This is a genomic window from Hominimerdicola aceti (assembly GCF_025567495.1).
GTDB classification, from domain to species: Bacteria; Bacillota; Clostridia; order Oscillospirales; family Ruminococcaceae; genus Hominimerdicola; species Hominimerdicola aceti.
Map to the genome: position 1 here is coordinate 67028 of NZ_JAOQJZ010000004.1, position 26518 is coordinate 93545.

Here is a 26518-nt window from a genome sequence, read left to right on the forward strand (position 1 = left end):
AGACGAGTATTTTTGATACTGCCGATTGAAAACCTCTCCCCTTTATGTTATAATAAAGAAAAAAACATCAAGGTGAAGCAATGAATAAAAATCAAAATATAGCTATGGGGATATCCCTTGCTGTGGTGGCAATAATGGTCGGCTCGGCGGAGATCTTCGGGGAAAAGGAAATAATTTTTCCTGAGATAACGGCAGTGGCAATGGGTGCGCTAATTGCGCCTGTGCAATCTTGGAACACCTCTCGCACACGACTTTTTGCGGCGATAGTTTCTGCCGCTGTCGCAGGCGTGTGCATAGTGCGGTTTATCCCTGAGATACTTATACTTCGTATAGCTTTGGGACTTCTTGTAGCAGTGAGCGTTATAACGCTGTCAAAAACTAGCTTCGTTCCTGCCATTTCCGCCTGCATACTTCCGATACTTATGGATACAAAAAGCCCTGTTTACGTCATTTCCGTTGCGGTCATGACAGCATTTATACTTATTTTTCAAAAAGTTCTTGAATACTTTGGTCTGCATGAAAAGTATGAATATAGACCTATCGAACCAAGCTCAGAGCTTCTCAAACTAAGAGCAAAACAAGTCATCACGGTGCTTGTTATCTGCATATTGCCTGCGCATTTTCACGAGATATTCTTTATCGCTCCGCCGCTTATCGTTGCATTTTTTGAGCTTAGCGGCAAAGGCTCAAAGCTTATGAAAAGAAAATACACAGCAATTGCTCTCATGGCGGCGGCTGCGTTCGCAGGCGTTATGGCAAGATTTTTTATCTCTGAAAAGCTTGGGCTTACCCTGACATTTGGTGCAGTTTTATCCTCGGCTGTGATATTCGTTCTTTGCCGAAAAGCAAAGCTTTATTTTCCTCCATGCTGTGCAATATCTACCTTGCCTTTTATAATTCCCAAAACTGCAATAATAAAATTTCCATTTGAGGTCACAGCAGGATATATTGTCCTTACCATTGCCGCAGTTATCATAACCAAAATAGACAATAATACAAATTAGGCATAATCAAAAACGTACAAAGCTTTATGATCCGACCCCCAGAAGTTAGAACAAAAATCTAACGATTTGGAGGTCACATCATTACGCTCTGTACGTTTTTTTGTATATTAAGAAATCATTCTCTGTTTTTAAGCACCTCGGCAGGGGTTATCTTGCCAAGCTTTCTTACAAGAATTGAGGTGATGATAAAGTATGTTGCCATTACTCCTGCGAAAATTATAACGTAAGTATACCATGGGAATGCAAGGTTTATTCCGCTTGTTACGTTTGGAATGAACACTGGGAAAACCTTGTCCATAAACATCTTTGAAAGCGGTATCTCGATAAGTGCGCCCAAAGTTATGATAATTGCGTTTCCGTTTAGGTAAAGCTTTTTCACGTCCTTGGTCTTATAGCCGAACACCTTCACAAGAGATATTCCAAAGGAAGCCCTTTCTATTGTAACATTCAGCATAAGGAACATCACAGAGCAGAAAATTATTACGGCAACCGCGATAAGCATTACTATCATTGACATCATAAGATCCGTGAAAACTGCCGCTGAACGCTCGATATCCGATTTTGTTGTTGTGCTGTAAAGTCTTCCCTCGTCAATGTCAAGTTTCTTGTCTGAGAGCAAACAGTTGTAGTAAGTGTCGCTCTCACCGAAAAGCTCACGCATACTGTCAATATCCATGAACACCATAAGTCCGCCACGCTCGTCGCAGATATCCTCCACTGTGAATGCATAATCCATTGAGGTCGCATTGTCTGTCAGGATAAACTTATCGCCCTTTGCCACTCCGTAACGCTCCACAACTGACTGGCTAACTGTTATAAAGCTCTTGCCCTTGTGTGTTTTCACATCATAATACTTGTTGTCGCTGTCCATACCCATAACGGTGACATCAAGGTTATAGCCAAGCTGTTCCTTTGAAAGCGTTTTTACAAAGCAAGCCTCGCCACCCTCTGGAACGCTTTCCTCTGGATATTTCAGAGTGTACATATACTCGTATTTTGTGTCATTTATAGTGTCTTTTCTCACGTTCTCACAGAGATAGTAGCAATCAACGCCAAGCATAAGAATGAACAGTGAAAAAAGCATACTGAGAAGTACTGTTATACCTGTGCGCATTTCACGAAGCATTTGGCGTATCTGAAATCTGCGGATAGAATTCCTGCTCTTTATCTTCACTCTGCTGTAGTGACCTGTTTTCTGCTCGTTTCTTATAAGTGAAAGAGCCGTCTGAGAAAGCCGCTTGTTTATCACAAGGGTATTAACTATCACCGAAACAACAGGAGGCATTACAACGCTGTAAATGATAAGATACAAAGGATAAACAGGGGTAAAATCAGGGAGCGAAGAATATGCGTAGCTGTCGAGAAGCTGATAATCGATCCCCACAGGTGAGAAGCCTATGACCGCACCGATTATTCCGCCAACAAATGCAACTATAGTCGGCAATGTTACGTAGTGTCGGATAAGATCTTTTTTCTTTGCGCCAAGAGCATAAAGCGCACCTATAACACTGCTTTCATGCTGAATCTGATGAATGACGAAAACAGAGATAACGTAAGTAAGAAGTGCCATAAGTATAACACCCACACCAAGTCCTGCATATTTCTTCATGACAACGTCACCTGCCGCACCAGCTATACGAACGTTGTCGCCCTTTTTCACAAACATTGTCAGGTTGTCAAGATCAATGGTGAACACCTCGTCAAGAAGCTCGTCAGCCTGCTTTTTGAAGCTATCAATACCATTTGCAAGGCTTTCTGCACCGCTGTATGCAGATCTTACACCATCTGACAGATCTTTTGAGCCGTCATATGCGGCTTTAACTCCTGCCGTGATAGCGTTCGCACCCTCTGGGAGTGCCTTTGCACCCTCGTAAAGTCCGCCCATTGCGTCATAGAGAGCGTCTGCTCCCTCAGAAAGGTCTTTCACACCGTCTTTAAGGGTCTGTGAGCCGTCATAAAGCTTGTCGATACCATTTGAAATATCGTCACGCTGCTTCAAGACGTCCTTGATAGTTTCAAGATAATACTTGTCTGTGACTTTTTTATAATCAAAGTCAAAATCCTCGATCATTTCTTTAAGCTTGTCATCTGTTGCCTTGCCGTTAAGTCTGTAAGCATAACAAAGGTCTTCGGCTTTCTGATCGCTGTCATTTTTGAAATAGTCATACTGATCGTCGCTTACAAAAAGAAGTCCGAAGCCCTTGCTTGACACAGCCGTGTCAGAGAAATTTTCAAAAGGTGTGTCATAGTCAGGTGTGGTTCCTATTCCAACTATCTCAAACTCAACTCCGCCTGCTGTAAGCTTATCGCCCACTGACAGAGAATGTTCCTCGCTGTAACGCTTTTCGACTACCGCTTCGCCCTTTTTCTCAGCAAGTCTGCCGCTGTCAAGCTCGATAAGGTCAATGTCATTTCTTTTACGGAAAACACGGAGCTTTGAGCCGTCCTTCGCGGTAACGTCAATGCTGAAATGCTGTTCAAGAGTAATTCCTTTGTCTGTTATTTCCTTTTCCTGCTCGTCTGTAAGAGGAATAAAAACGCCGAACTGTCCGTCCTCAACCTTGTTTTGCTTACCATGTTCGGCTGTTCCGTCGATGATAGTGTCTGCGCTTGCAACCACGGAAACTATTATGTACATTCCCATTACGATAAGCAATACAAGCGCAAGATAACGTGCGAAATTTGTATTAAGCTCACGTCCGAGCCTTTTTCTGAGTACCCTGTTCATTACAAGTCCTCCAGCTCTGCGGCAGGTATGCGTGTTTCGTTAAGATAATCCTTTTTGATAAGTCCGTCCTTAACGATTATTACCTTATGCACCATATTTTTTATAGCATTGTTGTGAGTAACGATAAGCATTGTTGTGCCATATTTTGCATTGATTTTTTCCAGCAGGATAAGAATATCCCTTGAAGTTTTGGAGTCAAGAGCGCCTGTAGGCTCGTCGCACAAAAGCAGCTTTGGATTTTTTATAAGCGCCCTTGCTATAGCACATCTCTGCTGCTGACCGCCTGAAAGCTGTGACGGAAACTTGTTTCTGTGTTCGGAAAGTCCCAACGTTGTGAGAAGTTCTTCCATGTCCAGTGGCGAATCTGAAAGATATTCACAAACCTGAATATTTTCCACAACTGTCAGATTTGGAACGAGGTTATAAAACTGAAAGATAAAGCCCAGATTTTCCTTTCTGTAGTCGGCAAGCTTATCAGGTTTAAGACCGAAAATTTCCTTACCGTCGACCTTAACAGAGCCACTATCCATAGTGTCAAGGCCGCCTATGCAGTTAAGAAGCGTGGATTTACCAGAGCCGCTCGTACCCTGAATAACGCACATCTGACCTTTTTCTAGACTTGTGGTGATACCCTTTAGCACCTGAATATAGCTGGCGTCACTGCCGTAGCTTTTCTTCACATCTTTGATCTCCAAATACATATCATTTCCTCCATTTATAAGTTAGACTTGGCTAACTTAGCTTTATATAAAAATGTGCATATCTGCACATTTCATCGACATTTGAGATACAAAATTCACACATAACGTTGCTATGTAGGTTTCTAAAAGTTACCGCCCGCAGGCGGCAATTTTCTAATCCTCGACTATCATTGTAAACCATATTTTTATTAGAAACTCCATTACTCTGCGCATATGGAGCTTTGCCTTTTCCACATCTCTCTCGTGAGTTAGCAAATGAGTGTAGGCGTCAACACTTATATGGGTTATCCAATGAAGCATATACTCATCAACGTGGCAGTTAGGCATTCTTGCGGCAGCTTTTTCCGCTGATATCCTAAAGCCCTTTTCTGTCATATCTACGATCATATCCACAGTGTTTTCATACTCAGACCCTTGCGCACCCGTGAGCAGCAGCATAAAAACGTCATAGTGGAGATACATATAATCAACAAGCTTGTCAAGGTCGGTGTGAGTATCAATGTGATACTCAGCAGACAGCACCGCAGGGTCATCGCTATCCATATCCTGAGCGTCCTGCATATAATGCTCCGTAAGAAGCCTGCAAAGCTCTTTCAGCGGCTCATCGACAATAGCCTTGAACAAGTCATTTTTATTTTTAAAGAAGAAATACAGCGCACCGGTCGTCACTCCTGCGTCAGCACATATTTTTCTCAGAGAAGCCTTCATATAACCATTTTCAGAGAACTCGGACATTGCACTTTCCAACAGCTTTTCCCTTGTTTCAAGTTCGTCACCCATTACTGCACCCCGCTTTCCACTTCACATAACACTGTTATCTTAGCATATAACGCTCGATATGTCAATACATTTACTATATTTTCAGCATATTATATGATATTGAAACATAACAGTGTTATGTGATTGGTGACTATTACAAAATAAAATGGGAAGCGGCATACCTGTCTGGTCAGATCTCACGATTTCAGACGGGTTAAAGTATATAAGCGGTAGCTATAAAATTGCTATGGTTTACAGTGGCGACAACTCTCCTATGCTGGTCCTTGAAAACAAGCACTCATATAGCTGGGATATTTGCATTAGTGCAAGCGAGGTGTCATCAGGAGTTGCTTTCTACTCATACGATGACATTGCACAAGCTTTCAGCAACTACGGTGTAAGCATTTATGATATGGGACAGCTTCACATATTTACCTCTAATTATACCGAGATCTACGAAGTATATGCGGCTCCGGTCTGATATTACAACATAGTAACTATTCAAGTCAAATAATAATCGGACCGAGCAAAATGTTCCACCGGAACATCTTACTCGGTCTTTTTCGTAGTATCGATAATTCAACATATTTACAACTATCCTGCATTTTTCACGCAATCACCAATCTGGTCATTTTCTCTATCCACTTATCAATGAAGCTTATAAACGCCTAAAAGCTTCATAGCTCTCCATTTGTTTGAAATAACACCGATATTCCAATATGTAATAAAGCAGATAAACAACATACTGATTGCCGATACGACAACTGCTTCAATAATAAGAAACGGTGTCGAATAGGTTGATATGAATCTTGACGTAATTGTCAAAATAATATTTTGACAAAGCCTAACAAATATCCCCAATTAGATAATGTCTAATATGAACCGCCATAGGAATGATTTTGTGAATTGGGTCATGTCTTTCTCCTGTTATCAAATTATAATTTCAATAGCGTTGCTTACTTGTGTATATGAATGTGTGGTAGAATCATAATCAGTACACAATAATACTGTATATACTCCTTCCGGCACATCCTTTTGCAATTTGAATTCGTTTATTTCACTTGCATCGACAATTTTTTGAATTTCACCGTCCTTGACTATAAGCCAACATATATTTTCTAATTCTGAATTATCGCTCTTTGTAACAGTATATAAATCAGAATTTTCTTTCACAGATATATTTTCTGAATATGACGGCGAATTTTTTTTCTCAACCAACTGAATTGATTCTATGTATCCCAAATTCTTTCCATCTTTATCAGTATAAAACTCAATTTGAAACTCATCATTGTTATTAGCTGATTTTATCAAGTCATTATAATAGTCAAACTCTGATTTACTAAGACTTAATCTTAGTTGAGTATTTATGCTTTCATTATATACTTTTAATTTGTCTGAATCCGCATAAACTCCATAAAAATTATACAATTGAGTAGCCTGAACACCTTGAAATCGTGATGGATAAGAAGACTTTTTCGATTTTTTTGTATAAACCGAAATATTATCATCTTGCTTGGTTAAATTAATAGTTTTCTTAAAAGCACTTCCGTTGCTTATTTTTTGCACAACAGAAATTTCTTCAATTAGATTTTTTATGCCGTATGTACTATACTGAGACTGAACAGATATAAAATTCATCCACAATATTGAAACAAAACACGAAAATACGACTCCAACAATTTTATGACCTAAACCGTAACCTTTTTCATTAAAGAATGTTACAGCCGATTTTATCATAAACATGATCATAAAAAAGGCTAGTACAATTGCTGAGATTGCTTTAATTTTCAAAAATAAACAAACTAAATTTATATTTTCTTGACCAATCAATGAGTTTGGAGCAAAAAAATTCAATAATATATTTCCGAATATCAGCACTAACAAAAACCAACCGCAATTATTATAAATTGTTTTAATAGCTTTCATATTTTTCCCTACAAAATCTCCTCATTAATATGTTTGATATTGTTATATGCGTATTTATCATATACATAATCAACATCATCATAAGTTTCCATACTTCTTGACAAAATCGCCAAGATAACGCTCTGCAAAAGTCTTACGAAAATTCCAAGAAGAATTATATCTAATATAAATCTCCATAAAAATGATTTTGTGAATTGAGTCATTGTTTTTCCTACGTATTTATAGTTGTTTTTTCAACAATAATTACAAATCCTGATGAACGATAGTATGTAATGCGATAAGATGCATTTTTATCATTTTTCAACAAATCATATTGCGAATTTGTCAAAATAAGTTCTGTATCATCTTGATTATAGTATGAAATAATATAATGGAGCCCATTTGATGATGTATACACATTAGGACTAATGATATCATATTCAATAATATTATTAGTTTTAATATCATTATCAATTTGATTCAGGCACATGACCTGTTGAATTGAATTTTTCGTTCCGTATGAAGCAAAACTCTGCATCGACAAAACTATTATTGTGACAATCCATAATATAGAATATAGAGCCATTCTGATAGATTGTTTCTTCATGGCGTTGATTGATGAAATACTCATCGCTTTAACAAACTGATAATAACTAAACTTGTTTTTAAACCTATAGTCATCGAAATTGCTAAATGTTCTATCATATTTATTATACATTTCTATCACAGAAAATAATATCTTAGAAACGTTATAGCTACATATTAAAATACATATAAATCTTATAATAAATAGTACTTTTAAATTATGGATTGAATATTCTAGAAACTTCCCTGATAAAAAATTGGTTGCAACGCTATAATTAACATACATAAAAATAAATGAAATAATTATATTGTCTAATGTTATTAACAGAGCATAGTTATCTCTTGCATCTGGGTCATTCCATTTTTTCGACATATGATTCACTCCTCGTTTCCAAACCAATAGGTTATTACAATACCTTCGTTCCCATAAGTTCTTCCCCAGTCGTCTTGAAACCCTGCTGCATCGATATATACATAGCCTGTATCTTTATCTATGGTATGACCCTTTTTCTCTAAACCTTTGTAGAAATCTTTTTCCTTATCGTTAAGATTATCCCATGCCGAAACTTTGGCATTTACAACTGAGCTGACTTCTGAATCAGAACTAACTTTAGAGCTTGTAGCCTGTCCACAAGAAACCAATGACACTGCCGTTACCGCAGTAATCAATAAAACTGAAAGCCTCTTTGTAATATCCATTGTTATCCTCCTATAATTTATTATTCTAATTACTTTTAGCTGTTTTGCTTTTCCATTTGATCGCAATACTTTCAATTGTCAATTTATTAGTATAATGTACTGTCATATAATAATATAGCTTATGTTGCTTTTACTCTATGAATTTTGGCTGTAAGAAAAATTATTATCGAATATTGAAATGATATCAAAATCGAAGATTTTAGCTTAGACATCTGTAAAACATTAAACAAGAAACCCGTTATCGAGTCGGTAAACACAAACAGATATAAAAATGGTGGCGTATACATAGAGAATAATAAAAATAATATCACTGCTGTCATAAGTAAACTGATAATATCAAATTTATCCTTTTTTATATAAAACAATGTTGGCAAAATAACGATACATAGAAACGTAAGTGTGTTGATTATAAAAAACAAAGCAATTCCACTTGCCCACGTTGAACCGCTAAGAGTATCTAACACCTTTGAAAATACATATCTATACATAAGAGCAAACAAAATACTTAACAAGTATATCGTTATGTCAAGTGCAAGAATTTTAAAATAATTATATACCTTTTTCAAAATTATCATCCCCTTGATATAACGTAATAACTAATTTGTAAATGTGGATCTGATATGTAATCTGTTCCTTTGAGTACATCATTAACAGTACTGTATCTAATAAAATCCCATTTTACATCTTTAAATATTGGAGCCACTTCTTCTAATGCTATTGTCATATGCTCTTGCCCCTCTGCAGCCAACAAGGCTAAGTATTGCATGAAATATGTAGTGCTTTGACATTCAACCCATCGTCTGTCAGATATTAATAATTGCAAAATTTCTGAACCATTTATCTGAATCCATCGGATAGTCATAACAACCTTTCTTTGAAATAACGCCGATATTCCAGTATGTGAGAAAGCAGATAAACAACATACTGATTGCCGATACGACAACTGCTTCAATAATAAGGAACGGTGTTGAATAAGTCTCCATACTTCTTGACAAAATCGCCAAGATAACAGTCTGTAAAAGTCTTACGAAAATTCCCAGTATGATTATATCAAGTATAAATCTCCATAGGAATGATTTTGTGAACCCAGTCATTGGTTTTTTCTCCTGTCATTCTATCGTATACTCTATCGTATTACTAATAGAAGTACACTCCCCTGTAGCTTCATCATAATCTGTAACCAAAGTCACTGTATAGTCGCCTTTATCAGCAAAAGTCAAAAAATTAGTCCAAGTTTTGCTGTATGCCTGAAAACATTTACTAAATTCACCGTTTTTGGTGACGTACCAGAATAAGTTTTTATCAGTTTCTTTATGCTGTATTTCGGGTCTGTTTATGAGAATAACATTCTTATTAGTTTCCATCCAAATTTCAAGATTTTTTAATACTGGCTCGTTTTCCACATATATATCAGATGTTATATCCACATTTTTTATAAATCCGCTTTTTTCATAATAGGTTACAGTACCTGTGTATTTAATGTTATCTGAGGAATACAGTTTGTTAAAAACTTTGAACTGATATGTATCTTTCTTAAAACAAATTTCTTCGTTTTAGTATTAAGACACCAGCGTTTGTCATAATAGGTTTCTCCACCTGGCAGTATGTCCGAATTATCATAAACGTCTATGGTACATCCCTCTAAGTCAACAGTTGCGGTATTATCTTCGGCTAAATCGAAACTGGCGTAATATAGGAACAAAATATCGTAACCAATTCCATCTTTTTTAGAATCTGTACACATATTACTTGAGTAAATTAAAAACGGACAAATTACTGCTACTGTTCCTATGGTCAATGCAGATATATATTTTTTCTTTTTAGACTCAAAAAAATTGTAGTCATTAACTATCCAACGTACAACAAGGAGACCGCTAAACCACCAAAAGAAAAAATTCGACAGCAATTTTACTAATATGAGAATCATCATTATAATTAAATTCGTTTTCCCTATGGTGCTACTTGGAATATATGATGCATTACATACTATCATTAAAATAATATCCGTTATTAATAAAATTTTATGTAGATTTTTGATTCTTATCACCACCAAATATAATCTCTACTCAAGTAATCCTGCAAAAACGAGATGTTATAGTTTGCTATTAATAGCTCATTACTATAATCTTCAATATTGTATAAATTTCTAAACTTACAATATCGATCTTCAGAATATAACCTTAATTTTGCTAGGTATACAAAATACCTTTTAGAAATATCATTGTTATAAACCTCATAATAATCTTCACCAATTATAAAGGATTGATATAATTGATTTTTTAAATACTCAGAGAAACAATCCGCCATGGTAGCTGCACCATATGTATAAATAGATATCTTAGCCTCCTCTGAAATATTAAGAAGTGCATTTAAAGCTTGTATAGTTAGTTCTGCAACTAATCCTACGATGCCTCCATGTTCTAATAGTAATTCATGTGCTTTATCAGTAATAATTATGTTTAATGAATCCTCAAAGCCCATTTTCATTGCATACATAACTGATGAACATACACTTTGAAATACTTCTGGCTGTTCCTCTGTTTCTGCTTCAAATTCAAGCCAATCATTCAAAAGTTTTTCCATATCAATCACACAGTAAGAACAAAGGGAATCTACTGTTGTACTGAGCGTATTGTTTTCCTCATCGATCTCGGTTGTAACATGGAGGAGTATTCCCGTATCCTCAAAGAATTTGAAAATACTATACTTTTTTATTCCATAGAACTCAGAATCTTCAGCCTTTTTAGTATCTGCTTCGACTGCATTCTCGTAATCTATTTTAAATTGTATCACAGCTTCTTCAATTTTGCAACCCTCATCGTAAATAAATTCCGAACAAATTCCTAAAGTTGCATCATTTGTCATTGCTTTTGAGTAAAGGCTTTCTCATGCATCAAGATTTGACAGAATATTTCCTGCAGCTTTCATTTTAACCGATACCTCGAAAGGATTTGTATCGGTATTAATATTTGAAAAGTTTTCGACATCTGGCGGAACGTCAACTTCAAATATATACTCAGAATCAGGCACGCCAAAAGTCTGGGGATTGGTTCGGCTGAGAGATTTTGTATTTTTATTTCACCGGTAAAACCGTTACCCCAATCGTTGGTAACATTCAGCGAAACCATATATTCATTTTCTGCTTTATCGGTTCTTTGTAAACAGATTTCAAAAACTTTTGGAATTTCAAGACCTTCTCCTGTCACACAGTAACCGAAATTCACTTCCTGATCGGACTGAATTTCATAATTATATCCTGCTTTTTTTTTATAATATACTGAGTTTCGCTGCTGTAAGCAATGCCGTTCCAAAGTCCGCTTATCTCTCCATGAGCGTCGTATTTCAAAGCCCAGTTTGATATAGTTTCTGAACATATATTTTTGATTTTTATTTCAATATTCTGATTATTGCCCCATGAGCTTTTAATATCATAATAAACAACATAACCATTGCCTATATAGACAGATGAATTGTTATCAGCGACATCTGCCCTGACATAAAGGTGAACACATACAAGTGTTTTTATATGCCTGACACAGCGGATCAGTTTGATTTTACTCAGTATGATTACATTATCGACGCCATTGACACTGTTACAGGCAAGCTGGAGATAATAAAGCGAGCAGACGTCGCAGAAGTACCTGTTATATCCTCAATGGGTGCAGGCAACAAGCTTGACCCTACAGCATTCTGTGTGGCGGACATTTATCAGACAAAGGTCTGCCCTCTTGCGAAAGTCATGCGACGAGAGCTTAAAAAGGCAGGCATAAAGTCGCTTAAAGTTGTTTACTCAGAGGAACAGCCTATCAGACCGATAGAAGATATGGCTATTTCATGCCGTCAGGAATGCATTTGTCCTCCTGGTACGGCAAGAAAATGCACAGTGCGCCGTGATATTCCAGGTTCAACAGCATTTGTTCCGTCAGTGGTGGGACTTATCGTGGCAGGAGAAGTTATAAAAGATCTGGCTAAGAAATAATACAAACAAAGGACGAACCGCAAAAGTTCGTCCTTTTTCAATGTAAAAGAAGTAAATAAAAAAAAGAGCCATAGCAAAAGCTACAGCCCTCTGGCTCCCCCTGTTGGACTCGAACCAACGACCCTTCGGTTAACAGCCGAATGCTCTACCGACTGAGCTAAGGAGGAATATGACTAAACAGAGAAGAATAATATCTTCTCTGTTTAGTAAGGTGTCGGCAGCACCCTATCTTACCGGGACGTTACCATCCAAGTATTTTCGGCGAAGAAGAGCTTAACTACTGTGTTCGGCATGGGAACAGGTGTGACCTCAACTCAAACGCCACCGACTAAGTGAAGAGGAACGAATCCTCAAAATTGAATAATGAAAAAGCTGTTGGTTAAAAGGAGTAGTCATAACCAATAAGGTTAAGCCCTCGACCGATTAGTACTCGCTAGCTAAACACGTCACCGTGCTTACACTTTGAGCCTATCAACCTTGTAGTCTTCAAGGGGTCTTACTCTGTAAACAGAAGGGATATCTTATCTTAAGGGCGGCTTCACGCTTAGATGCCTTCAGCGTTTATCCGTTCCGCACATAGCTGCCCAGCTGTGCCACTGGCGTGACAACTGGTGCACCAGAGGTGCGTCCATCCCGGTCCTCTCGTACTAGGGACAGCTCCTTGCAAATATCCTACGCCCACGACAGATAGGGACCGAACTGTCTCACGACGTTCTGAACCCAGCTCGCGTACCGCTTTAATTGGCGAACAGCCAAACCCTTGGGACCGAATTCAGCCCCAGGATGCGATGAGCCGACATCGAGGTGCCAAACCTCCCCGTCGATGTGGACTCTTGGGGGAGATCAGCCTGTTATCCCCAGGGTAGCTTTTATCCGTTGAGCGACGGCATTTCCATTCACATACCGCCGGATCACTAACTCCAACTTTCGTTACTGCTCGAACCGTCATTCTCGCAGTTAGGCTCGCTTTTGCGTTTACACTCTGACGCATGGTTTCCATCCATGCAGAGCGAACCTTTGAGCGCCTCCGTTACTCTTTAGGAGGCGACCGCCCCAGTCAAACTGCCCACCTAACAATGTCCCCCGACTTGCTTCAAAGCCGCAGGTTAGAATTCCAGCACTCCAAGAGTGGTATCCCAAGGTCGACTCCACACAAGCTGACGCCTGTGCTTCCCAGTCTCCCACCTATCCTGTACGTGAAATACCGAAATCCAATATTAGGCTACAGTAAAGCTCCATGGGGTCTTTCCGTCTAGTCGCGGGTAACCGGCATCTTCACCGGTACTACAATTTCGCCGGGCGAGTTGTTGAGACAGTGCCCAGATCGTTACACCTTTCGTGCGGGTCAGAACTTACCTGACAAGGAATTTCGCTACCTTAGGACCGTTATAGTTACGGCCGCCGTTTACCGGGGCTTCAATTCAATGCTCTCACATCTCCTCTTAACCTTCCGGCACCGGGCAGGTGTCAGCCCCTATACGTCATCTTTCGATTTAGCAGAGACCTGTGTTTTTGCTAAACAGTCGCCTGGGCCTATTCTCTGCGGCTCAATCACTTGAGCACCCCTTATCCCTAAGTTACGGGGTCAACTTGCCGAGTTCCTTAACAACCCTTCTCCCGTTGGCCTTAGAATCTTCTTCCCATCTACCTGTGTCGGTTTGCGGTACGGGCACCTAAAATATACATACAGCTTTTCTTGTCTCTTTCCATGATGACTTCTCTACTCATTTTCGATCCCTTACGACCGGGTCAACCATCGCCCGGCAACATCACTTCTAAAGCGTCCCTGTACTTAAATCTTTCGGTGGCTACGGAATTTCAACCGTATGTGCATCGGCTACGCGTCTCCGCCTCGCCTTAGCCCCCGGCTTACCCTGAGCGGACGAACCTTCCTCAGGAAACCTTAGATTTTCGGCCATTATGATTCTCACATAATTCTCGCTACTCATTCCGGCATTCTCACTCGAATAAAGTCCACCAGCGCTTCCGCTCTGACTTCACCCCTTATTCGACGCTCTCCTACCACTCTAAATTACTTTAGAATCCCAAGCTTCGGTACATTGTTTAGCCCCGTTGAATTTTCGGCGCAGGGTCACTCGACCAGTGAGCTATTACGCACTCTTTTAATGAGTGGCTGCTTCTAAGCCAACATCCTGGTTGTTTATGCAACCCCACATCCTTTTCCACTTAACAATGTTTAGGGACCTTAGCTGTGGGTCTGGGCTGTTTCCCTTTTGACAATGAGACTTATCTCACATTGTCTGACTCCCGTGAATCAATTATCTGGCATTCTTAGTTTGATAGGGTTCAGTAATCTTTCGACCCCTAGCCCATTCAGTGCTTTACCTCCAGTAATCTTTCACGAGGCTAGCCCTAAAGCTATTTCGGAGAGAACCAGCTATATCCGAGTTCGATTGGAATTTCTCCGCTATCCACACCTCATCACCGGCCTTTTCAACGGACGTGTGTTCGGCCCTCCATGGAGTTTTACCTCCACTTCAGCCTGGACATGGATAGGTCACTCGGTTTCGGGTCTATTGCATACGACTTTTTCGCCCTGTTCAGACTTGCTCTCGCTTCGGCTCCGTGCCTTAAGCACTTAACCTTGCCGCATACAATAACTCGCCGGACCATTCTACAAAAGGTACCCGATCACACTTTGACGTGCTCTCGGTGCTTGTAAGCATAGGGTTTCAGGTTCTTTTTCACTCCCCTCCCGGGGTTCTTTTCACCGTTCCTTCACAGTACTATTCGCTATCGGTCATTAGGTAGTATTTAGGCTTGGAGGATGGTCCCCCCATCTTCCCACGGGGTTTCACGTGTCCCGCGGTACTTTGGATACAGCTCGCTGACTTTCTCTTTCGCTTACGTGACTCTCACACTCTTCGGTACGTTTTCCCACACGTTTCAACTAGAAATTATCAATACTAAATGCTGTCCGAAACCCCATAAGTATTGCTACCTATGGTTTAGCCTCTTCCGCTTTCGCTCGCCACTACTCACAGAATCTCGGTTGATTTCTCTTCCTCGCCCTACTTAGATGTTTCAGTTCAGGCGGTTCCCCTCATATACCTATTTGATTCAGTATATGATGTATGTGCATACACATACGGATTGCTCCATTCGGAAATCTGCGGATCAATTCATACTTGCTGATCCCCGCAGCTTATCGCAGCTTATCACGTCCTTCATCGGCTCCTAATGCCAAGGCATTCTCCCTACGCTCTTCTTAGCTTAACCATTTTTGAATTATGTCTAATCCTCTTAATTTTTATGCTAATTGCAGGTTTTTTACCCGACTTTAACTTTCGTTATTGTCGTTCATTTTTCCTCATTTGCATTACTTTTGCTTTTCATTATTCAATTTTCAAGTTTCGTTCCTTGCAAGATCTCTCTTGCTGGTGGGCACAAGTGGACTCGAACCACCGACCTCACGCTTATCAGGCGTGCGCTCTAACCACCTGAGCTATGCGCCCATTTAGTTATTAGTTCGTTCTTCCTTCGTCCCTTGGTGGAGATGAGGAGAATCGAACTCCTGACCCCCTGCTTGCAAAGCAGGTGCTCTCCCAGCTGAGCTACACCCCCATATGCAGGGACTAGGTACTCCATTGTGCTGTTTTAAAGATACTGTTTCCAGCATCCTCAAAATTGAACAAAAACTACTTTCTTAAACCTTTGCTGACCGGAGAATTGTTTTATGAGAAGTTTTTTCTTCTTCTCTGTTCTCCATAGAAAGGAGGTGATCCAGCCGCACCTTCCGATACGGCTACCTTGTTACGACTTCACCCCAGTCATCAATCCCACCTTCGACTGCGTCCTCCTTGCGGTTAGACTACAGGCTTCGGGTGTTACCGACTCCCATGGCGTGACGGGCGGTGTGTACAAGGCCCGGGAACGTATTCACCGCAGCATGCTGATCTGCGATTACTAGCAATTCCGACTTCATGTAGGCGGGTTGCAGCCTACAATCCGAACTAAGACTGCTTTTAGGGGTTCGCTCTACCTCGCGGCTTTGCATCCCTCTGTTAACAGCCATTGTAGTACGTGTGAGGCCCAGGTCATAAGGGGCATGATGATTTGACGTCATCCCCACCTTCCTCCGTTTTGTCAACGGCAGTCCTGCTAGAGTGCTCTTGCGTAGCAACTAACAGTAAGGGTTGCGCTCGTTGCGGGACTTAACCCAACATCTCACGACACGAGCTGACGACAACCATGCACCACCTGTCTATATGTCTCCGAAGAGATTTCACTCATCTCTGAGCTATGCATACGATGTCAAGACCTGGTAAGGTTCTTCGCGTTGCTTCGAATTAATCCACATACTCCACTGCTTGTGCGGGCCCCCGTCAATTCCTTTGAGTTTCAACCTTGCGGTCGTACTCCCCAGGTGGATTACTTATTGCGTTTGCTGCGGCACGGAAGGGGTCAGTCCCCCCACACCTAGTAATCATCGTTTACGGCGTGGACTACCAGGGTATCTAATCCTGTTTGCTCCCCACGCTTTCGAGCCTCAGCGTCAGTTAAAGCCCAGTAAGCCGCCTTCGCCACTGATGTTCCTCCTAATATCTACGCATTTCACCGCTACACTAGGAATTCCGCTTACCTCTACTTCACTCAAGAACCACAGTTTCAAATGCAGTTTATGGGTTAAGCCCATAGTTTTCACATCTGACTTGCGATCCCGCCTACGCTCCCTTTACACCCAGTAATTCCGGACAACGCTCGCTCCCTACGTATTACCGCGGCTGCTGGCACGTAGTTAGCCGGAGCTTCCTCCTCAGGTACCGTCTTTTTTCGTCCCTGAAGACAGAGGTTTACAATCCTAAAACCTTCTTCCCTCACGCGGCATCGCTGCATCAGAGTTTCCTCCATTGTGCAATATTCCCCACTGCTGCCTCCCGTAGGAGTCTGGGCCGTGTCTCAGTCCCAATGTGGCCGATCAACCTCTCAGTCCGGCTACTGATCGTCGCCTTGGTAAGCCGTTACCTTACCAACTAGCTAATCAGACGCGAGCTCATCTTTCAGCGATAAATCTTTGATAATCAAATCATGCGGTTCAATTATGTTATGCGGTATTAACGATCGTTTCCAATCGGTATCCCCCTCTGAAAGGCAGATTGCTCACGTGTTACTCACCCGTCCGCCACTAGATCAGAAAAGCAAGCTTCTCTTCTCTCGTTCGACTTGCATGTGTTAAGCGTGCCGCCAGCGTTCGTCCTGAGCCAGGATCAAACTCTTAATTAAAGTTGTATATCAAAAGCATCTCTGCTCTTGTTATCCTGTTTCAGTTCATTTCACTGAACGTACATTTCTTTTACGTCTTTATGTTAGACCTTTAATTCTTTTTCTCAAAAGAATCTCTCAAGGGTTTCGTACTATTCGTCTTTGTTCAATTTTCAAGATGCTGTTTCGTTACACTCTTTTGTGTCGTGCAACTTTTACATTATATCACACTTTTTATCTTTTGTCAACCCCTTTTCTGAAGTTTTTTCAAAAAAGTTTTTNTTTTTGACTTTCGATTTTTTCGTGCTTTCTAATGTGCTGTCTTAAATCAGCTTATCTATTATATCATATTAGCTAAGCTTTGTCAAGACTTTTCTTTGTGAACTTTTTATGAAGTTCTTTTCAAGCTACTTCTCAGGTCTCTTCTGTTCTCCCGAACCTTTTACCTTCGTTTCGCTTCTTCCTTTATCGCTCTCTCTCGAGGCGACTTGTTTATTTTATCACTTTTATGCCCTTTTGTCAACCCCTTTTTTCGCTTTCTGCTTTTTTTACACTTTATTTCCCTTTTCTTATCTCTTTTTGTCCATTTTGCTTTGCTCCTTTGTTATCTTGATACAAAAAGTGACAGCTGTGCGTCGCTCAGTTGTCACTTTGCTCGGTGTTTCCTATATTTTGTGTTAATGATTTACTCGGTATGGCTCCGCCATTCCTCACTCCTCACTCCTCATTCCTCATTAATCTTACCGTTTCCGCCATTAATTCCGCCGCTTTCTGCTTTTTCTCCAACGTCACCGCAAAATACGGCTTATCTCCGTCAAAGAAACGTATCCTATTCTTATAAGCTCCATATAACGCTTGTATCTGCTCCACCTCTGCGGTTTTCACAAAGAACAGCACCTTATCCCCTCTTTGTGTTATTTCCTTTATGCCAAGCTTTGAAGCAGTATTTCTCGTAAGTGCAACGTTCACCAATCCCAGCACTGATTTCGGTGGGTCGCCGTATCTATCTATAAGCTCGTCGATAACGTCCCTGGAATCCTCCTCATTGCCTATGGAAGCTATCTTCCTATAGCAATCTATCCTCTGTGACAGATTTTCTATATAATGGTCAGGTATAAATGCGTCTATGGATATATCCACCAAACAATCCTCAGGTGACGGTGGCAGAGCCTCGCCCTTTTGTTCAGCTATAGCCTCATTGAGCAATCTCAGGTACATATCATATCCCACCGCTTCCATATGTCCATGCTGTTTACCGCTGAGTATAGAGCCTGCACCTCTTATTTCAAGGTCACGCAACGCTATCCTGAAGCCTGAGCCGAACTGCGTGAACTCTCTTATTGCATCAAGCCTTTTTGCCGCTACCTCAGTGAGTACCTTGCCACGTCTGAAAGTGAAGTACGCAAAAGCACGGCGGTTTGATCTTCCCACACGTCCTCTAAGCTGATAAAGCTGTGATAGTCCAAGCCTGTCAGCGTCCTCTATTATAAGTGTATTTACATTCGGCACGTCAACACCCGTTTCGATTATGGTGGTGCAGACAAGGATATCTATTTCTCTGTCGCAAAGCTGCCGCCATATTTCCGACAGCTCCTCCTCGGGCATTTGTCCGTGTGCGAACGCTATCCTTGCGTCAGGGAGCATTTCCTGAAGCTTATTTGCGGTCATCATGATAGTTTCCACCCTGTTGTGGATATAATACACCTGACCACCACGTCGCAGCTCCTTGCTTATGGCCTGCGCTATAACACCCATATTATGCTCTATAACATAGGTCTGAACAGGGTGTCTGTCCATAGGTGGTTCCTCTATGACCGACATATCTCTGATACCGCTCATTGCCATGTTAAGCGTTCTTGGTATCGGGGTAGCCGAAAGTGTCAGCACATCAACGCCCTTGAAAGTTTCCTTAAACTTTTCCTTATGGGCAACACCAAAACGCTGTTCCTCGTCTATGATAACAAGACCCAAGTCCTTGAACTTAACGTCTTTCTGCACAAGCCTGTGCGTGCCTATGATAAGGTCGATAGTGCCACGGTTAAGCTCTCTTATTATCTGCTGTTGCTCCTTTGGTTTTCTAAATCTTGAAAGTAATTCCACTTTCACAGGGAAATGCTCAAATCTTTTTATCGCCGTCTGATAATGCTGCCATGCAAGAACAGTTGTTGGCACAAGTATAGCCACCTGCTTGTTATCGAGCATACACTTGAACGCCGCGCGGAGAGCCACTTCCGTTTTGCCGAAGCCCACATCTCCGCAGAGAAGTCTGTCCATTGGGGACGGCTTTTCCATATCTGACTTTATCTCCTGTATAGATCTTAACTGATCGTCGGTTTCCTGATAGTCGAAACGCTCCTCAAAGTCCGCCTGCCAATCGTTGTCAGGGGAAAAAGCAAAACCCTTTGCCATTTGTCTTTGAGCATAAAGCTTTGTAAGCTCCTCCGCCATATCCTTTACGGCAGACTTTACCTTGTTTCGTGTCTTTGTCCACTCCATAGAGTTGAGCTTATTAAGTTTCACTGCCCCGTCATCTCTAGGACCTATATATCTTGACACAAGGTCAAGCTGAGTAACGGGCACATAAAGCACGTCCGTGCCTGCATATTTTATGGTGATATAATCCTTTGTTACACCGTTCGTTTCTATATTTTTTATTCCTGAAAATCTGCCTATGCCGTACATAGCGTGAACAACAAGGTCGCCTGTCTGTATATCCGAAAGGCTTTTTATCTCTTCTCCTGCCTTGTGATGAGATTTACGCTTCTTTGCACTCATGGCTTTCATCTGAGTGATAGCCGCACAACCTATGTCAGGATAATCAAATCCGCCTGACAGACAGCCTGTGCGCAGGTATACTTTACCCTTTATTATCTCGCTGTCCTCAGTGAGGATCTCCGCAGAGATGCCAGCATCATTAAGGTCTTTATTTATAATAGGAAGCGTCTTCTCCGAGCCTGCCAGCACAACAGTGCAATACCCCTGAGAGCAGAGATTTTTCAATTCTTCTTCAAGATTGATGATATTACCGCCCCAAGCCGCCGTTTGTCGGCAGTCGGTATTGATAAGCTTTTTAAACTTCACGCCGTTGTTAGAGCGCATAAAGCTGTCAAGAAACACCGACTTCATTTGTGTTATTTTTAGTTCCGCTTGTGGTATATCAAGATAAAAGCCCTCCAGCTTTCTGAAAAGTATGCCGTCCTCATAAAGGAGCTTCATATCCTCTGAAAGCTGAGCAAGAGCCGCCTTGCCCTTTTCGATACAGTTCGTATACTCCGACACAAGGCAAACACCGCTCTCAAAGTAATCAAACACTGTTGTGAGTTTGTCATAGCACACAGTATAATACTTATCAAGATTTGTGAGCGTGATACCGCTCTGAGCCGTTTCTATATCCCTTGAAATATTCGTTCTTATCTTATCGGTACGGCTTCCACGGACAGACTTCGACAAGGCTTCAAGCTTTGCCACAAGGTCATCAGTGTCAGGGAAAATTATCTCCAAGGCAGGGAAAACCGTTATCTCGTCTATAGGGTCAGTACGTCTTTGGCTTTCAGGGTCAAAATATGATATAGAGTCAACCTCGTCGCCCCAAAGCTCTATTCTCACAGGACGTGACTCCTGCACAGGGAAAATATCTGCGATAGAGCCTCTCACAGAAAACTGCGCCTGACCCTCCACCTGATCTGTTCTTGTATAACCGCCTGCAAGAAGCTTGTTAGTAAGCTCCTCAAGGCTCAGTTCGCCCCCTGTTTTTATCTCAAAGGAAAATTCTTTCAGCTTATCCTGCGGAATAGTTCCCTGCAAGCAAGCCTCCATACTTGCGGCGATTATCTTGCATTTGCCCTGAGTGATAAGTGAGAGAGCTTCCAGCCTTTTATGCTCATATTCTCTTGAAACGCCCTCCATGTATGCAAAGTTCAGGTCTTTTGCAGGAAAAACGCAGGCAAGCTGTTCCCCAGCCATTTCGTTTATATCCCCTGTCATTCTAATGGCTGACGCTTCATCGTCGCATATAACAAGACAAGGGGAAAGCCTGCTGAGAGCCATTGCGGTCTGAGCCTTGTGTATATTTGAAACGCCCGTGACCGCACATGGGGTAAACCCTTTGAGCAGGCAGTTTTTCACATCTTTATAAAAGCCAAGACGGCTCGCCATTTCATAAAAAATATTCATCTTGCTGTTCTCCGAAAAAATATACTTAATTGAACTTGTTCATAGCCTCGTTTATCTTACCCTGCACCATAAGCTCCACAGCCTCGCAGGTGTTTTTATCCACATCAGAAAGCTTTTTCATTTCCTCGTCAGTGAATCTTGAAAGCACCCAGTCAGCCAAGTTGTAATCAGGGTGAGGCTTTTTGCCCACGCCTATTTTTACCCTTGGGAAATCCTGACCGCCGCACAGTGCGATAATGCTTTTTATGCCATTGTGACCGCCAGCCGAACCGTTTCTGCGTATCCTCATTTTGCCCACGTCAAGTGAAATATCGTCATAGACCACGACAACATTTTCCAGTGGTATATCATAAAAGTCCATAGCGTCGCTGACAGCCTCACCGCTATTGTTCATGAAAGTTTCAGGCTTCATGACAAGACAACTTTTTCCGCCTATAACGGCACGTCCCACAAGAGCCTTGAACTTATGTGTATTCACCGAAAAGCCGTATTTCTTTTCCATAGCCGCCACCGCAAGAAATCCTGCGTTATGGCGTGTATTCTCATAAGCCACACCGGGGTTTCCAAGCCCCACGATAATATACTCAGGCTTGCCCATTGCCGTTTCCCTCTCGGCAGACAATTTCTTTAATTTCTCAAATATATCCATTGTAAATTCTCCTATCTTTTATAATATGTCAGCCCCGACAGCTTATTCTATCCACGCACAATAACCCCGTCTTTATGCAAGACGGGGTATAAACAAAAGCCGACATTTTACTGTCGGCTTTATTATAGCATATGAGATTTTGTTTGTCAAACGAAAAATGAATAAAATCAGCAGAAAAGACTATACCAATATCATGCCGTTTGCGTCACTCTTTTTGCAAAGAGCAACGATCAACTCAATAAGAGCAATAATTGCTGGAATACCCGTCCAACAGAAAAGCAGATAGCACACGCCTGCACCTATTCTATGACTATAGAATTTGTGACCGCCAACTGCACCAAGGAAAAATGCCAATAAACAATATACAACTTTATTTACTGCAATAGTTCCATTTGCCAGAGTTGAAGATTGCTCATTCTTCATTTCCTGAGTATTCTGGACGTTGATGTTAATGCCATTTGGCGAATAAGGCAATGGATTCGGCTGCTCTTTTTCAAGCTTTGAAACAATGGTTTTAGTTTCTGTTTCAAAAATCTCCACCTCGTCATTAACATGAGGTACGAAATTAAGGTCAACAGCTCTCACTTCTTTGAGTGTTCCTCCGTCCATGCCAATAGTGATGATATCATTATCAATCGAAAGAATTTTAGACATACATATACTTCTCCTCTTACCATATTTTAAGACCATACGGTTTTAATATGTATAGCATAGCACAAAAATATGGTAAAGTCAATAGTACCAATAGGTACTAAAATCACTTTCTACAATTTATACAAAAAACAAGGAGAATTTTTATGTATTTCCAGAGATTAAGAGATTTGCGCGAAGATATGGACATGAACCAAACGCAGATAGCCGAAATCCTTTTTACCAGTCAGACAGTGTATTCAAGATATGAGCGTGGTGCAAGAACTATCCCCGTGGAACACCTACTTATCCTAGCGGACTTCTATGGCGTTTCCACCGATTATATCCTCGGCAGGACAAACAACAAAAAGCTAAACAAATAAAAGACCCTGCCTTACAAAAGACAGGGTCTTGCTTATATTTGGGTATATTACTTCTCCTCAGACTTGCCGTGGATAGCCTCGAACTTTTCTGTTCTCGCCTTGAGCTTCTTCTCAGCGTAGCCCTCTTTGATAGTTTCTCTGCCACGCTCGATAGCAAGTGCGTTGTCAGGGATATCAGTTGTGATAGTAGAGCCTGCCGCTGTGTATGCGCCCTTGCCGACTCTTACAGGTGCAACAAGGTTTGTGTTACAGCCGATGAAAGCATTGTCCTCGATAACAGTTCTGAACTTCTTGTCGCCGTTGTAGTTTACTGTTACAACGCCACAGCCGAAGTTTACATTTGAGCCGACGTCAGAATCGCCGATGTATGTAAGATGTGCCACCGCTGTGTATTCGCCGATAGTTGAGTTCTTTATCTCCACAAAGTCGCCTATCTTCGCACCCTTCTTGATGTGTGAATTAGGTCTGAGCTGAACATAAGGCCCTATCTTAACGTCGTCCTCGATAACAGACTCGTAAGCCTGAACATTGTTGAGGTTTACGCCGTTTCCTACAGTTGTGTTCTCTATTATGCAGTTGTTGCCGATATTGCAGTTTTCACCGATAGTGGTGTTTCCTCTAAGTATAACTCCGCTGTGTATCTTTGTTCCATGACCGATAGTAACATTGTTTCCAATAGAAACGCCGTCTGTGCAGCAGAACTCGATACCCTCGTCAAGCCACTTTCCTATTATCTCATATCTTGCAATGTCATTCAGTGCAAGCAGACCACGTCTGTCATTTGCACCAAGCGCAACATGAGGATTTGCCGAAATAAATGCGTCAGCCTTTTTGCCCTTTGCAATAAGCAGTTCGATGCAGTCTGTAAGATAATACTCGCCCTGAGCGTTCTCTGGCTTGATGTCAAAAAGAACTTCCAGCAGATCAGCCGTCTTGAACCAGTAACAGCCTGAGTTTATCTCAGTGATAGCAAGCTGCATAGGTGTGCAGTCCTTGTGCTCAACTATTCCTGAAATGCCATTCTCAGTGCGGATTATTCTGCCGTAGCCTGTAGGGTTCTCAACTCTTGATGTAACAACAGTTACGCCGCAGTCCTTTTCAGTATGAAGCTCCAACGCACCCTTGATAGTTTCTGCGTCGATAAAAGGAGCGTCGCCGCAGAGTATAAGTGTGTTCCCCTCAGCGTGAGCTTTAAGAAAATCAGCCGCCTGCATAACAGCATGACCTGTGCCAAGTCGCTCTTCCTGCATAACAGTGCAGATTTTAGCCTTTGACTTTCTCTGTGCAAGATAATCCTCTATCTGCTGACCCTCGTAGCCTTTTACAACGCAGATATCGTCAAGCTCTGCATTTTCGCAGGCTGTCAGCACCCACTCCAGCATAGGCTCACCGATAACATTGCACAAAGCTTTTGGCATATTGGTCTTCATTCTCTTGCCCTGTCCGCCGGCAAGAATAATAACATTGTTCTCCATAATACAAATTCCTTTCAGATACGTCCCACAAAATAAGACTTGGCACTTTCGCACCATTTCCTTATTATTATAATACGGTTGGGATAAAAAGTCAACAGTTGGTTCATATTTTATCGCAATTTATTCTTTTGCTTGACAACATATTGCGACACTGCTATAATAAAATGTGTAGTTATCATGTTCATATATTGCAGTTTTTTTCTGCTTCAGATATGGGGGAAAATATATGCAGAAACAATTCTATCCTGTTATAGGAACTGAAAAAGCTCTGCCATTTTATATCATCGGCATAGGCGTGAGCTGCTGGCAGTTTCCTGTCAGCAGACCGGAGGGCTATGATTATCCTCAGCTTTTCGTCTGTCTTGAGGGCGAGGGTGAGGTAACGGTAGACGGCAAGACCGTAAAAATAATGCCTGACAGCATTTTCTATATACCACCGCACTGTCCCCACGAATATAGAGCCACGACTCATTCATGGTATCTTGACTGGGTGTGCTTTGACGGCAAACAGGCTCTCGAGCTGCTGAAAGAATGGGATCTTAACAAATTTCATGTTTTCTTAAACTGTGGCGCAGAGCGTATGCACAAGCTTTTTGACAGTGCATATTACACCATAAAAAGCGACAAGGCATACGGCAACTATTATGCCTCCGCACAGCTTTACGATATGCTTCTTGAATACCGCAAGCTTTCGGACGATAAGTTCCCATACAAGAGCCGTGTAAATTCCGAAGCCGTCGCAAGGGTCATGAAATACACCGAGGAGAATTATTCAAAGCCTATAAAGCTCGCAGATATGGCGGCTGTGGCAGGGGTATCAGAACAGCACCTTTGCAGACTTTTCAAGAAAAATTTCAGCATAAGACCAATGGAATATTTAAACACAGTGCGCATAAGCCACGCAAAGGAGCTTCTTACCTACTCCTCAAAGACAGTTGCGGAGATAGCTTCGGAAACAGGCTTCAGCGACAGCTCGTATTTTTATGTTGTATTCAAAAAGCATGAGAACATCTCTCCGGCGGAATACAGGAAGATAAAGGCATAAGGTGGCAATAAATATGGAACAAAAATATATCTATTCCTTTTCTCAGATAGAGGATAAGGTCAAAGCTTTGCATGAAACCAATACTGAGGCTGCAGCAGCCGTTGCCCTTTCATGGCTGGGTCTGAGCCGTGATGAGCTTAAAACACTCAGGGTATCAGACTACAACAGCACAATGCGAATGCTCCACTCTGCAGACAGAGTGGTGTACGTCCGTGAAGATCTTATAGCAGACATGCTTAAAGCTATATGCGAGGAGGCTCCTGAATACAGCATGGGCTTTTTCATCACAGACGTGAACTCTGCATACGAAGCCGCAGAAAAGCAGGAGCTTTCCCCTATCAGCGTGCTTAAAATGAGATACTTCTACGAAAAGCACAGTGCAAAGCTTTCAGGAGAGCCTGAGGACAGAGTATTTCTCAAAGAGATACTGCGCTCAGTTGGCGAAAGCGAAGCTGATATGGAAAAGCAATTCGCCGAATACGAAAAGGACGCACCTGAAAAAATATAGGGCATTAAATAAATTAGATACTGTAAAATCACATCATAAAAACGGGCGAACGCTGTTCGCCCCTACGATTTG

21 protein-coding genes, 3 tRNA genes, 3 rRNA genes and 1 pseudogene are annotated in these 26518 nt (G+C 41.4%); 6 read left to right on the plus strand and 22 right to left on the minus strand.

Annotated elements, in window-relative coordinates; genetic code table 11:
* Positions 1–80: 80 nt before the first annotated feature.
* Positions 81–1004: a hypothetical protein gene (locus OCV57_RS05335; RefSeq protein WP_267300701.1), complete on the plus strand. Its 924-nt coding sequence runs from the start codon at positions 81–83 to the stop codon at positions 1002–1004.
* A gap of 115 nt (positions 1005–1119) precedes the next feature.
* On the opposite strand, the gene OCV57_RS05340 is transcribed toward OCV57_RS05335, so the two are convergent.
* From OCV57_RS05340 to OCV57_RS05350, 3 genes are all read right to left on the minus strand, one after another.
* On the minus strand, positions 1120–3732 hold the full coding sequence (locus OCV57_RS05340; protein WP_267300703.1) for an ABC transporter permease: 2613 nt from the start codon (positions 3730–3732) through the stop codon (positions 1120–1122).
* Positions 3732–4433: an ABC transporter ATP-binding protein gene (locus OCV57_RS05345; RefSeq protein ID WP_117856743.1), complete on the minus strand. Its 702-nt coding sequence runs from the start codon at positions 4431–4433 to the stop codon at positions 3732–3734. Before OCV57_RS05345 ends, OCV57_RS05340 begins: the two co-directional genes overlap by 1 nt.
* Positions 4434–4586: 153 nt before the next feature.
* Positions 4587–5213, minus strand: a complete 627-nt coding sequence (locus OCV57_RS05350) for a TetR/AcrR family transcriptional regulator (RefSeq protein WP_267300705.1) — start codon at positions 5211–5213, stop codon at positions 4587–4589.
* A 145-nt stretch (positions 5214–5358) separates the two neighbouring features.
* On the opposite strand from OCV57_RS05350, the gene OCV57_RS05355 reads away from it, so the two are divergent.
* Positions 5359–5673: a hypothetical protein gene (locus OCV57_RS05355; protein WP_267300706.1), complete on the plus strand. Its 315-nt coding sequence runs from the start codon at positions 5359–5361 to the stop codon at positions 5671–5673.
* Positions 5674–6122: 449 nt separating this feature from the next.
* Here the strand turns inward: OCV57_RS05355 and OCV57_RS05360 are convergent, their stop codons facing one another.
* From OCV57_RS05360 to OCV57_RS14360, 9 genes are all read right to left on the minus strand, one after another.
* Positions 6123–7118, minus strand: coding sequence for a hypothetical protein (locus OCV57_RS05360; RefSeq protein WP_267300707.1), 996 nt, complete (start codon positions 7116–7118; stop codon positions 6123–6125).
* 211 nt (positions 7119–7329) lie between these two features.
* Positions 7330–8055 carry a hypothetical protein gene (locus OCV57_RS05365; RefSeq protein ID WP_267300708.1) on the minus strand — a complete coding sequence of 242 codons (726 nt, stop codon included), beginning with the start codon at positions 8053–8055 and terminating at the stop codon, positions 7330–7332.
* Between the two features lie 5 nt (positions 8056–8060).
* Positions 8061–8381 carry a hypothetical protein gene (locus OCV57_RS05370; RefSeq protein WP_267300709.1) on the minus strand — a complete coding sequence of 107 codons (321 nt, stop codon included), beginning with the start codon at positions 8379–8381 and terminating at the stop codon, positions 8061–8063.
* A gap of 571 nt (positions 8382–8952) precedes the next feature.
* Entirely contained in the window at positions 8953–9105 is a 153-nt protein-coding gene (locus tag OCV57_RS05375; RefSeq protein ID WP_195552210.1) for a hypothetical protein, read from the minus strand.
* Between the two features lie 79 nt (positions 9106–9184).
* Complete coding sequence (locus tag OCV57_RS05380; protein ID WP_022287860.1) at positions 9185–9475, minus strand: hypothetical protein; 291 nt, start codon at positions 9473–9475, stop codon at positions 9185–9187.
* A 15-nt stretch (positions 9476–9490) separates the two neighbouring features.
* Positions 9491–9745: a hypothetical protein gene (locus tag OCV57_RS05385; RefSeq protein ID WP_267300711.1), complete on the minus strand. Its 255-nt coding sequence runs from the start codon at positions 9743–9745 to the stop codon at positions 9491–9493.
* 95 nt (positions 9746–9840) lie between these two features.
* Positions 9841–10374 (minus strand): hypothetical protein, encoded by a 534-nt coding sequence (locus OCV57_RS05390; protein ID WP_267300713.1) that lies wholly within the window; start codon positions 10372–10374, stop codon positions 9841–9843.
* Positions 10375–10424: 50 nt separating this feature from the next.
* Positions 10425–11246, minus strand: coding sequence for a hypothetical protein (locus OCV57_RS05395; RefSeq protein ID WP_267300714.1), 822 nt, complete (start codon positions 11244–11246; stop codon positions 10425–10427).
* Between the two features lie 355 nt (positions 11247–11601).
* Positions 11602–11949, minus strand: coding sequence for a cellulose binding domain-containing protein (locus tag OCV57_RS14360; protein ID WP_394804271.1), 348 nt, complete (start codon positions 11947–11949; stop codon positions 11602–11604).
* Between OCV57_RS14360 and OCV57_RS05400 the strand changes: the two are divergent.
* Positions 11857–12360: pseudogene (locus OCV57_RS05400) on the plus strand (tRNA threonylcarbamoyladenosine dehydratase); the annotation flags it as partial. The gene OCV57_RS14360 and the pseudogene OCV57_RS05400 sit on opposite strands and share 93 nt — an antisense overlap.
* A gap of 91 nt (positions 12361–12451) precedes the next feature.
* Here OCV57_RS05400 and OCV57_RS05405 read toward each other — a convergent pair.
* From OCV57_RS05405 to OCV57_RS05445, 9 genes are all read right to left on the minus strand, one after another.
* A tRNA-Asn gene (locus tag OCV57_RS05405) sits at positions 12452–12527 on the minus strand.
* 45 nt (positions 12528–12572) lie between these two features.
* A 5S ribosomal RNA gene (gene rrf, locus OCV57_RS05410) occupies positions 12573–12689 on the minus strand.
* A gap of 74 nt (positions 12690–12763) precedes the next feature.
* Positions 12764–15600: ribosomal RNA gene (locus OCV57_RS05415) — 23S ribosomal RNA — on the minus strand.
* Between the two features lie 159 nt (positions 15601–15759).
* Positions 15760–15836, minus strand: a tRNA-Ile gene (locus OCV57_RS05420).
* Positions 15837–15869: 33 nt separating this feature from the next.
* Positions 15870–15945, minus strand: a tRNA-Ala gene (locus OCV57_RS05425).
* A 147-nt stretch (positions 15946–16092) separates the two neighbouring features.
* Positions 16093–17604, minus strand: a 16S ribosomal RNA gene (locus OCV57_RS05430).
* Together the 16S, 23S and 5S rRNA genes with 3 tRNA genes alongside form the textbook arrangement of a ribosomal RNA operon.
* Positions 17605–18300: 696 nt before the next feature.
* The gene (gene mfd, locus OCV57_RS05435; protein WP_267300715.1) at positions 18301–21756 is read right to left on the minus strand and encodes a transcription-repair coupling factor; all 3456 of its coding nucleotides are present in this window, start codon (positions 21754–21756) and stop codon (positions 18301–18303) included.
* Positions 21757–21781: 25 nt separating this feature from the next.
* A complete protein-coding gene (gene pth / locus OCV57_RS05440; protein ID WP_117865607.1) occupies positions 21782–22405 on the minus strand; it encodes an aminoacyl-tRNA hydrolase in 624 nt (207 codons plus the stop codon).
* Positions 22406–22585: 180 nt separating this feature from the next.
* Positions 22586–23059 (minus strand): TM2 domain-containing protein, encoded by a 474-nt coding sequence (locus OCV57_RS05445; protein WP_022288671.1) that lies wholly within the window; start codon positions 23057–23059, stop codon positions 22586–22588.
* 143 nt (positions 23060–23202) lie between these two features.
* On the opposite strand from OCV57_RS05445, the gene OCV57_RS05450 reads away from it, so the two are divergent.
* Positions 23203–23418 (plus strand): helix-turn-helix domain-containing protein, encoded by a 216-nt coding sequence (locus OCV57_RS05450; RefSeq protein WP_118125528.1) that lies wholly within the window; start codon positions 23203–23205, stop codon positions 23416–23418.
* Positions 23419–23465: 47 nt separating this feature from the next.
* On the opposite strand, the gene glmU is transcribed toward OCV57_RS05450, so the two are convergent.
* Positions 23466–24893, minus strand: a complete 1428-nt coding sequence (glmU, locus tag OCV57_RS05455) for a bifunctional UDP-N-acetylglucosamine diphosphorylase/glucosamine-1-phosphate N-acetyltransferase GlmU (protein WP_117865601.1) — start codon at positions 24891–24893, stop codon at positions 23466–23468.
* A gap of 226 nt (positions 24894–25119) precedes the next feature.
* Here glmU and OCV57_RS05460 point away from each other — a divergent pair, with 226 nt between their 5' ends.
* The gene (locus tag OCV57_RS05460; protein WP_138336918.1) at positions 25120–25938 is read left to right on the plus strand and encodes an AraC family transcriptional regulator; all 819 of its coding nucleotides are present in this window, start codon (positions 25120–25122) and stop codon (positions 25936–25938) included.
* A gap of 13 nt (positions 25939–25951) precedes the next feature.
* Positions 25952–26446 carry a hypothetical protein gene (locus OCV57_RS05465; protein WP_138336916.1) on the plus strand — a complete coding sequence of 165 codons (495 nt, stop codon included), beginning with the start codon at positions 25952–25954 and terminating at the stop codon, positions 26444–26446.
* Positions 26447–26518 lie beyond the last annotated feature (72 nt).

Excerpts from the sequence above, each read along its gene's own strand:
- mfd (WP_267300715.1), bottom strand. The coding sequence starts at position 21,756 with ATGAATATTTTTTATGAAATGGCGAGCCGTCTTGGCTTTTATAAAGAT.
- glmU (WP_117865601.1), bottom strand. The coding sequence starts at position 24,893 with ATGGAGAACAATGTTATTATTCTTGCCGGCGGACAGGGCAAGAGAATG.
- OCV57_RS05345 (WP_117856743.1), bottom strand. The coding sequence starts at position 4,433 with ATGTATTTGGAGATCAAAGATGTGAAGAAAAGCTACGGCAGTGACGCC.
- OCV57_RS05370 (WP_267300709.1), bottom strand. The coding sequence starts at position 8,381 with ATGGATATTACAAAGAGGCTTTCAGTTTTATTGATTACTGCGGTAACG.
- OCV57_RS05460 (WP_138336918.1), top strand. The coding sequence starts at position 25,120 with ATGCAGAAACAATTCTATCCTGTTATAGGAACTGAAAAAGCTCTGCCA.
- OCV57_RS05395 (WP_267300714.1), bottom strand. The coding sequence starts at position 11,246 with ATGACAAATGATGCAACTTTAGGAATTTGTTCGGAATTTATTTACGAT.
- OCV57_RS05390 (WP_267300713.1), bottom strand. The coding sequence starts at position 10,374 with ATGATAGTATGTAATGCATCATATATTCCAAGTAGCACCATAGGGAAA.
- OCV57_RS05350 (WP_267300705.1), bottom strand. The coding sequence starts at position 5,213 with ATGGGTGACGAACTTGAAACAAGGGAAAAGCTGTTGGAAAGTGCAATG.
- OCV57_RS05360 (WP_267300707.1), bottom strand. The coding sequence starts at position 7,118 with ATGAAAGCTATTAAAACAATTTATAATAATTGCGGTTGGTTTTTGTTA.
- OCV57_RS05375 (WP_195552210.1), bottom strand. The coding sequence starts at position 9,105 with ATGACAATAGCATTAGAAGAAGTGGCTCCAATATTTAAAGATGTAAAA.
- OCV57_RS05465 (WP_138336916.1), top strand. The coding sequence starts at position 25,952 with ATGGAACAAAAATATATCTATTCCTTTTCTCAGATAGAGGATAAGGTC.
- OCV57_RS05365 (WP_267300708.1), bottom strand. The coding sequence starts at position 8,055 with ATGTCGAAAAAATGGAATGACCCAGATGCAAGAGATAACTATGCTCTG.
- OCV57_RS05450 (WP_118125528.1), top strand. The coding sequence starts at position 23,203 with ATGTATTTCCAGAGATTAAGAGATTTGCGCGAAGATATGGACATGAAC.
- OCV57_RS05445 (WP_022288671.1), bottom strand. The coding sequence starts at position 23,059 with ATGTCTAAAATTCTTTCGATTGATAATGATATCATCACTATTGGCATG.
- OCV57_RS05355 (WP_267300706.1), top strand. The coding sequence starts at position 5,359 with ATGGGAAGCGGCATACCTGTCTGGTCAGATCTCACGATTTCAGACGGG.
- OCV57_RS05335 (WP_267300701.1), top strand. The coding sequence starts at position 81 with ATGAATAAAAATCAAAATATAGCTATGGGGATATCCCTTGCTGTGGTG.
- OCV57_RS05340 (WP_267300703.1), bottom strand. The coding sequence starts at position 3,732 with ATGAACAGGGTACTCAGAAAAAGGCTCGGACGTGAGCTTAATACAAAT.
- pth (WP_117865607.1), bottom strand. The coding sequence starts at position 22,405 with ATGGATATATTTGAGAAATTAAAGAAATTGTCTGCCGAGAGGGAAACG.
- OCV57_RS05380 (WP_022287860.1), bottom strand. The coding sequence starts at position 9,475 with ATGACTGGGTTCACAAAATCATTCCTATGGAGATTTATACTTGATATA.
- OCV57_RS05385 (WP_267300711.1), bottom strand. The coding sequence starts at position 9,745 with ATGGAAACTAATAAGAATGTTATTCTCATAAACAGACCCGAAATACAG.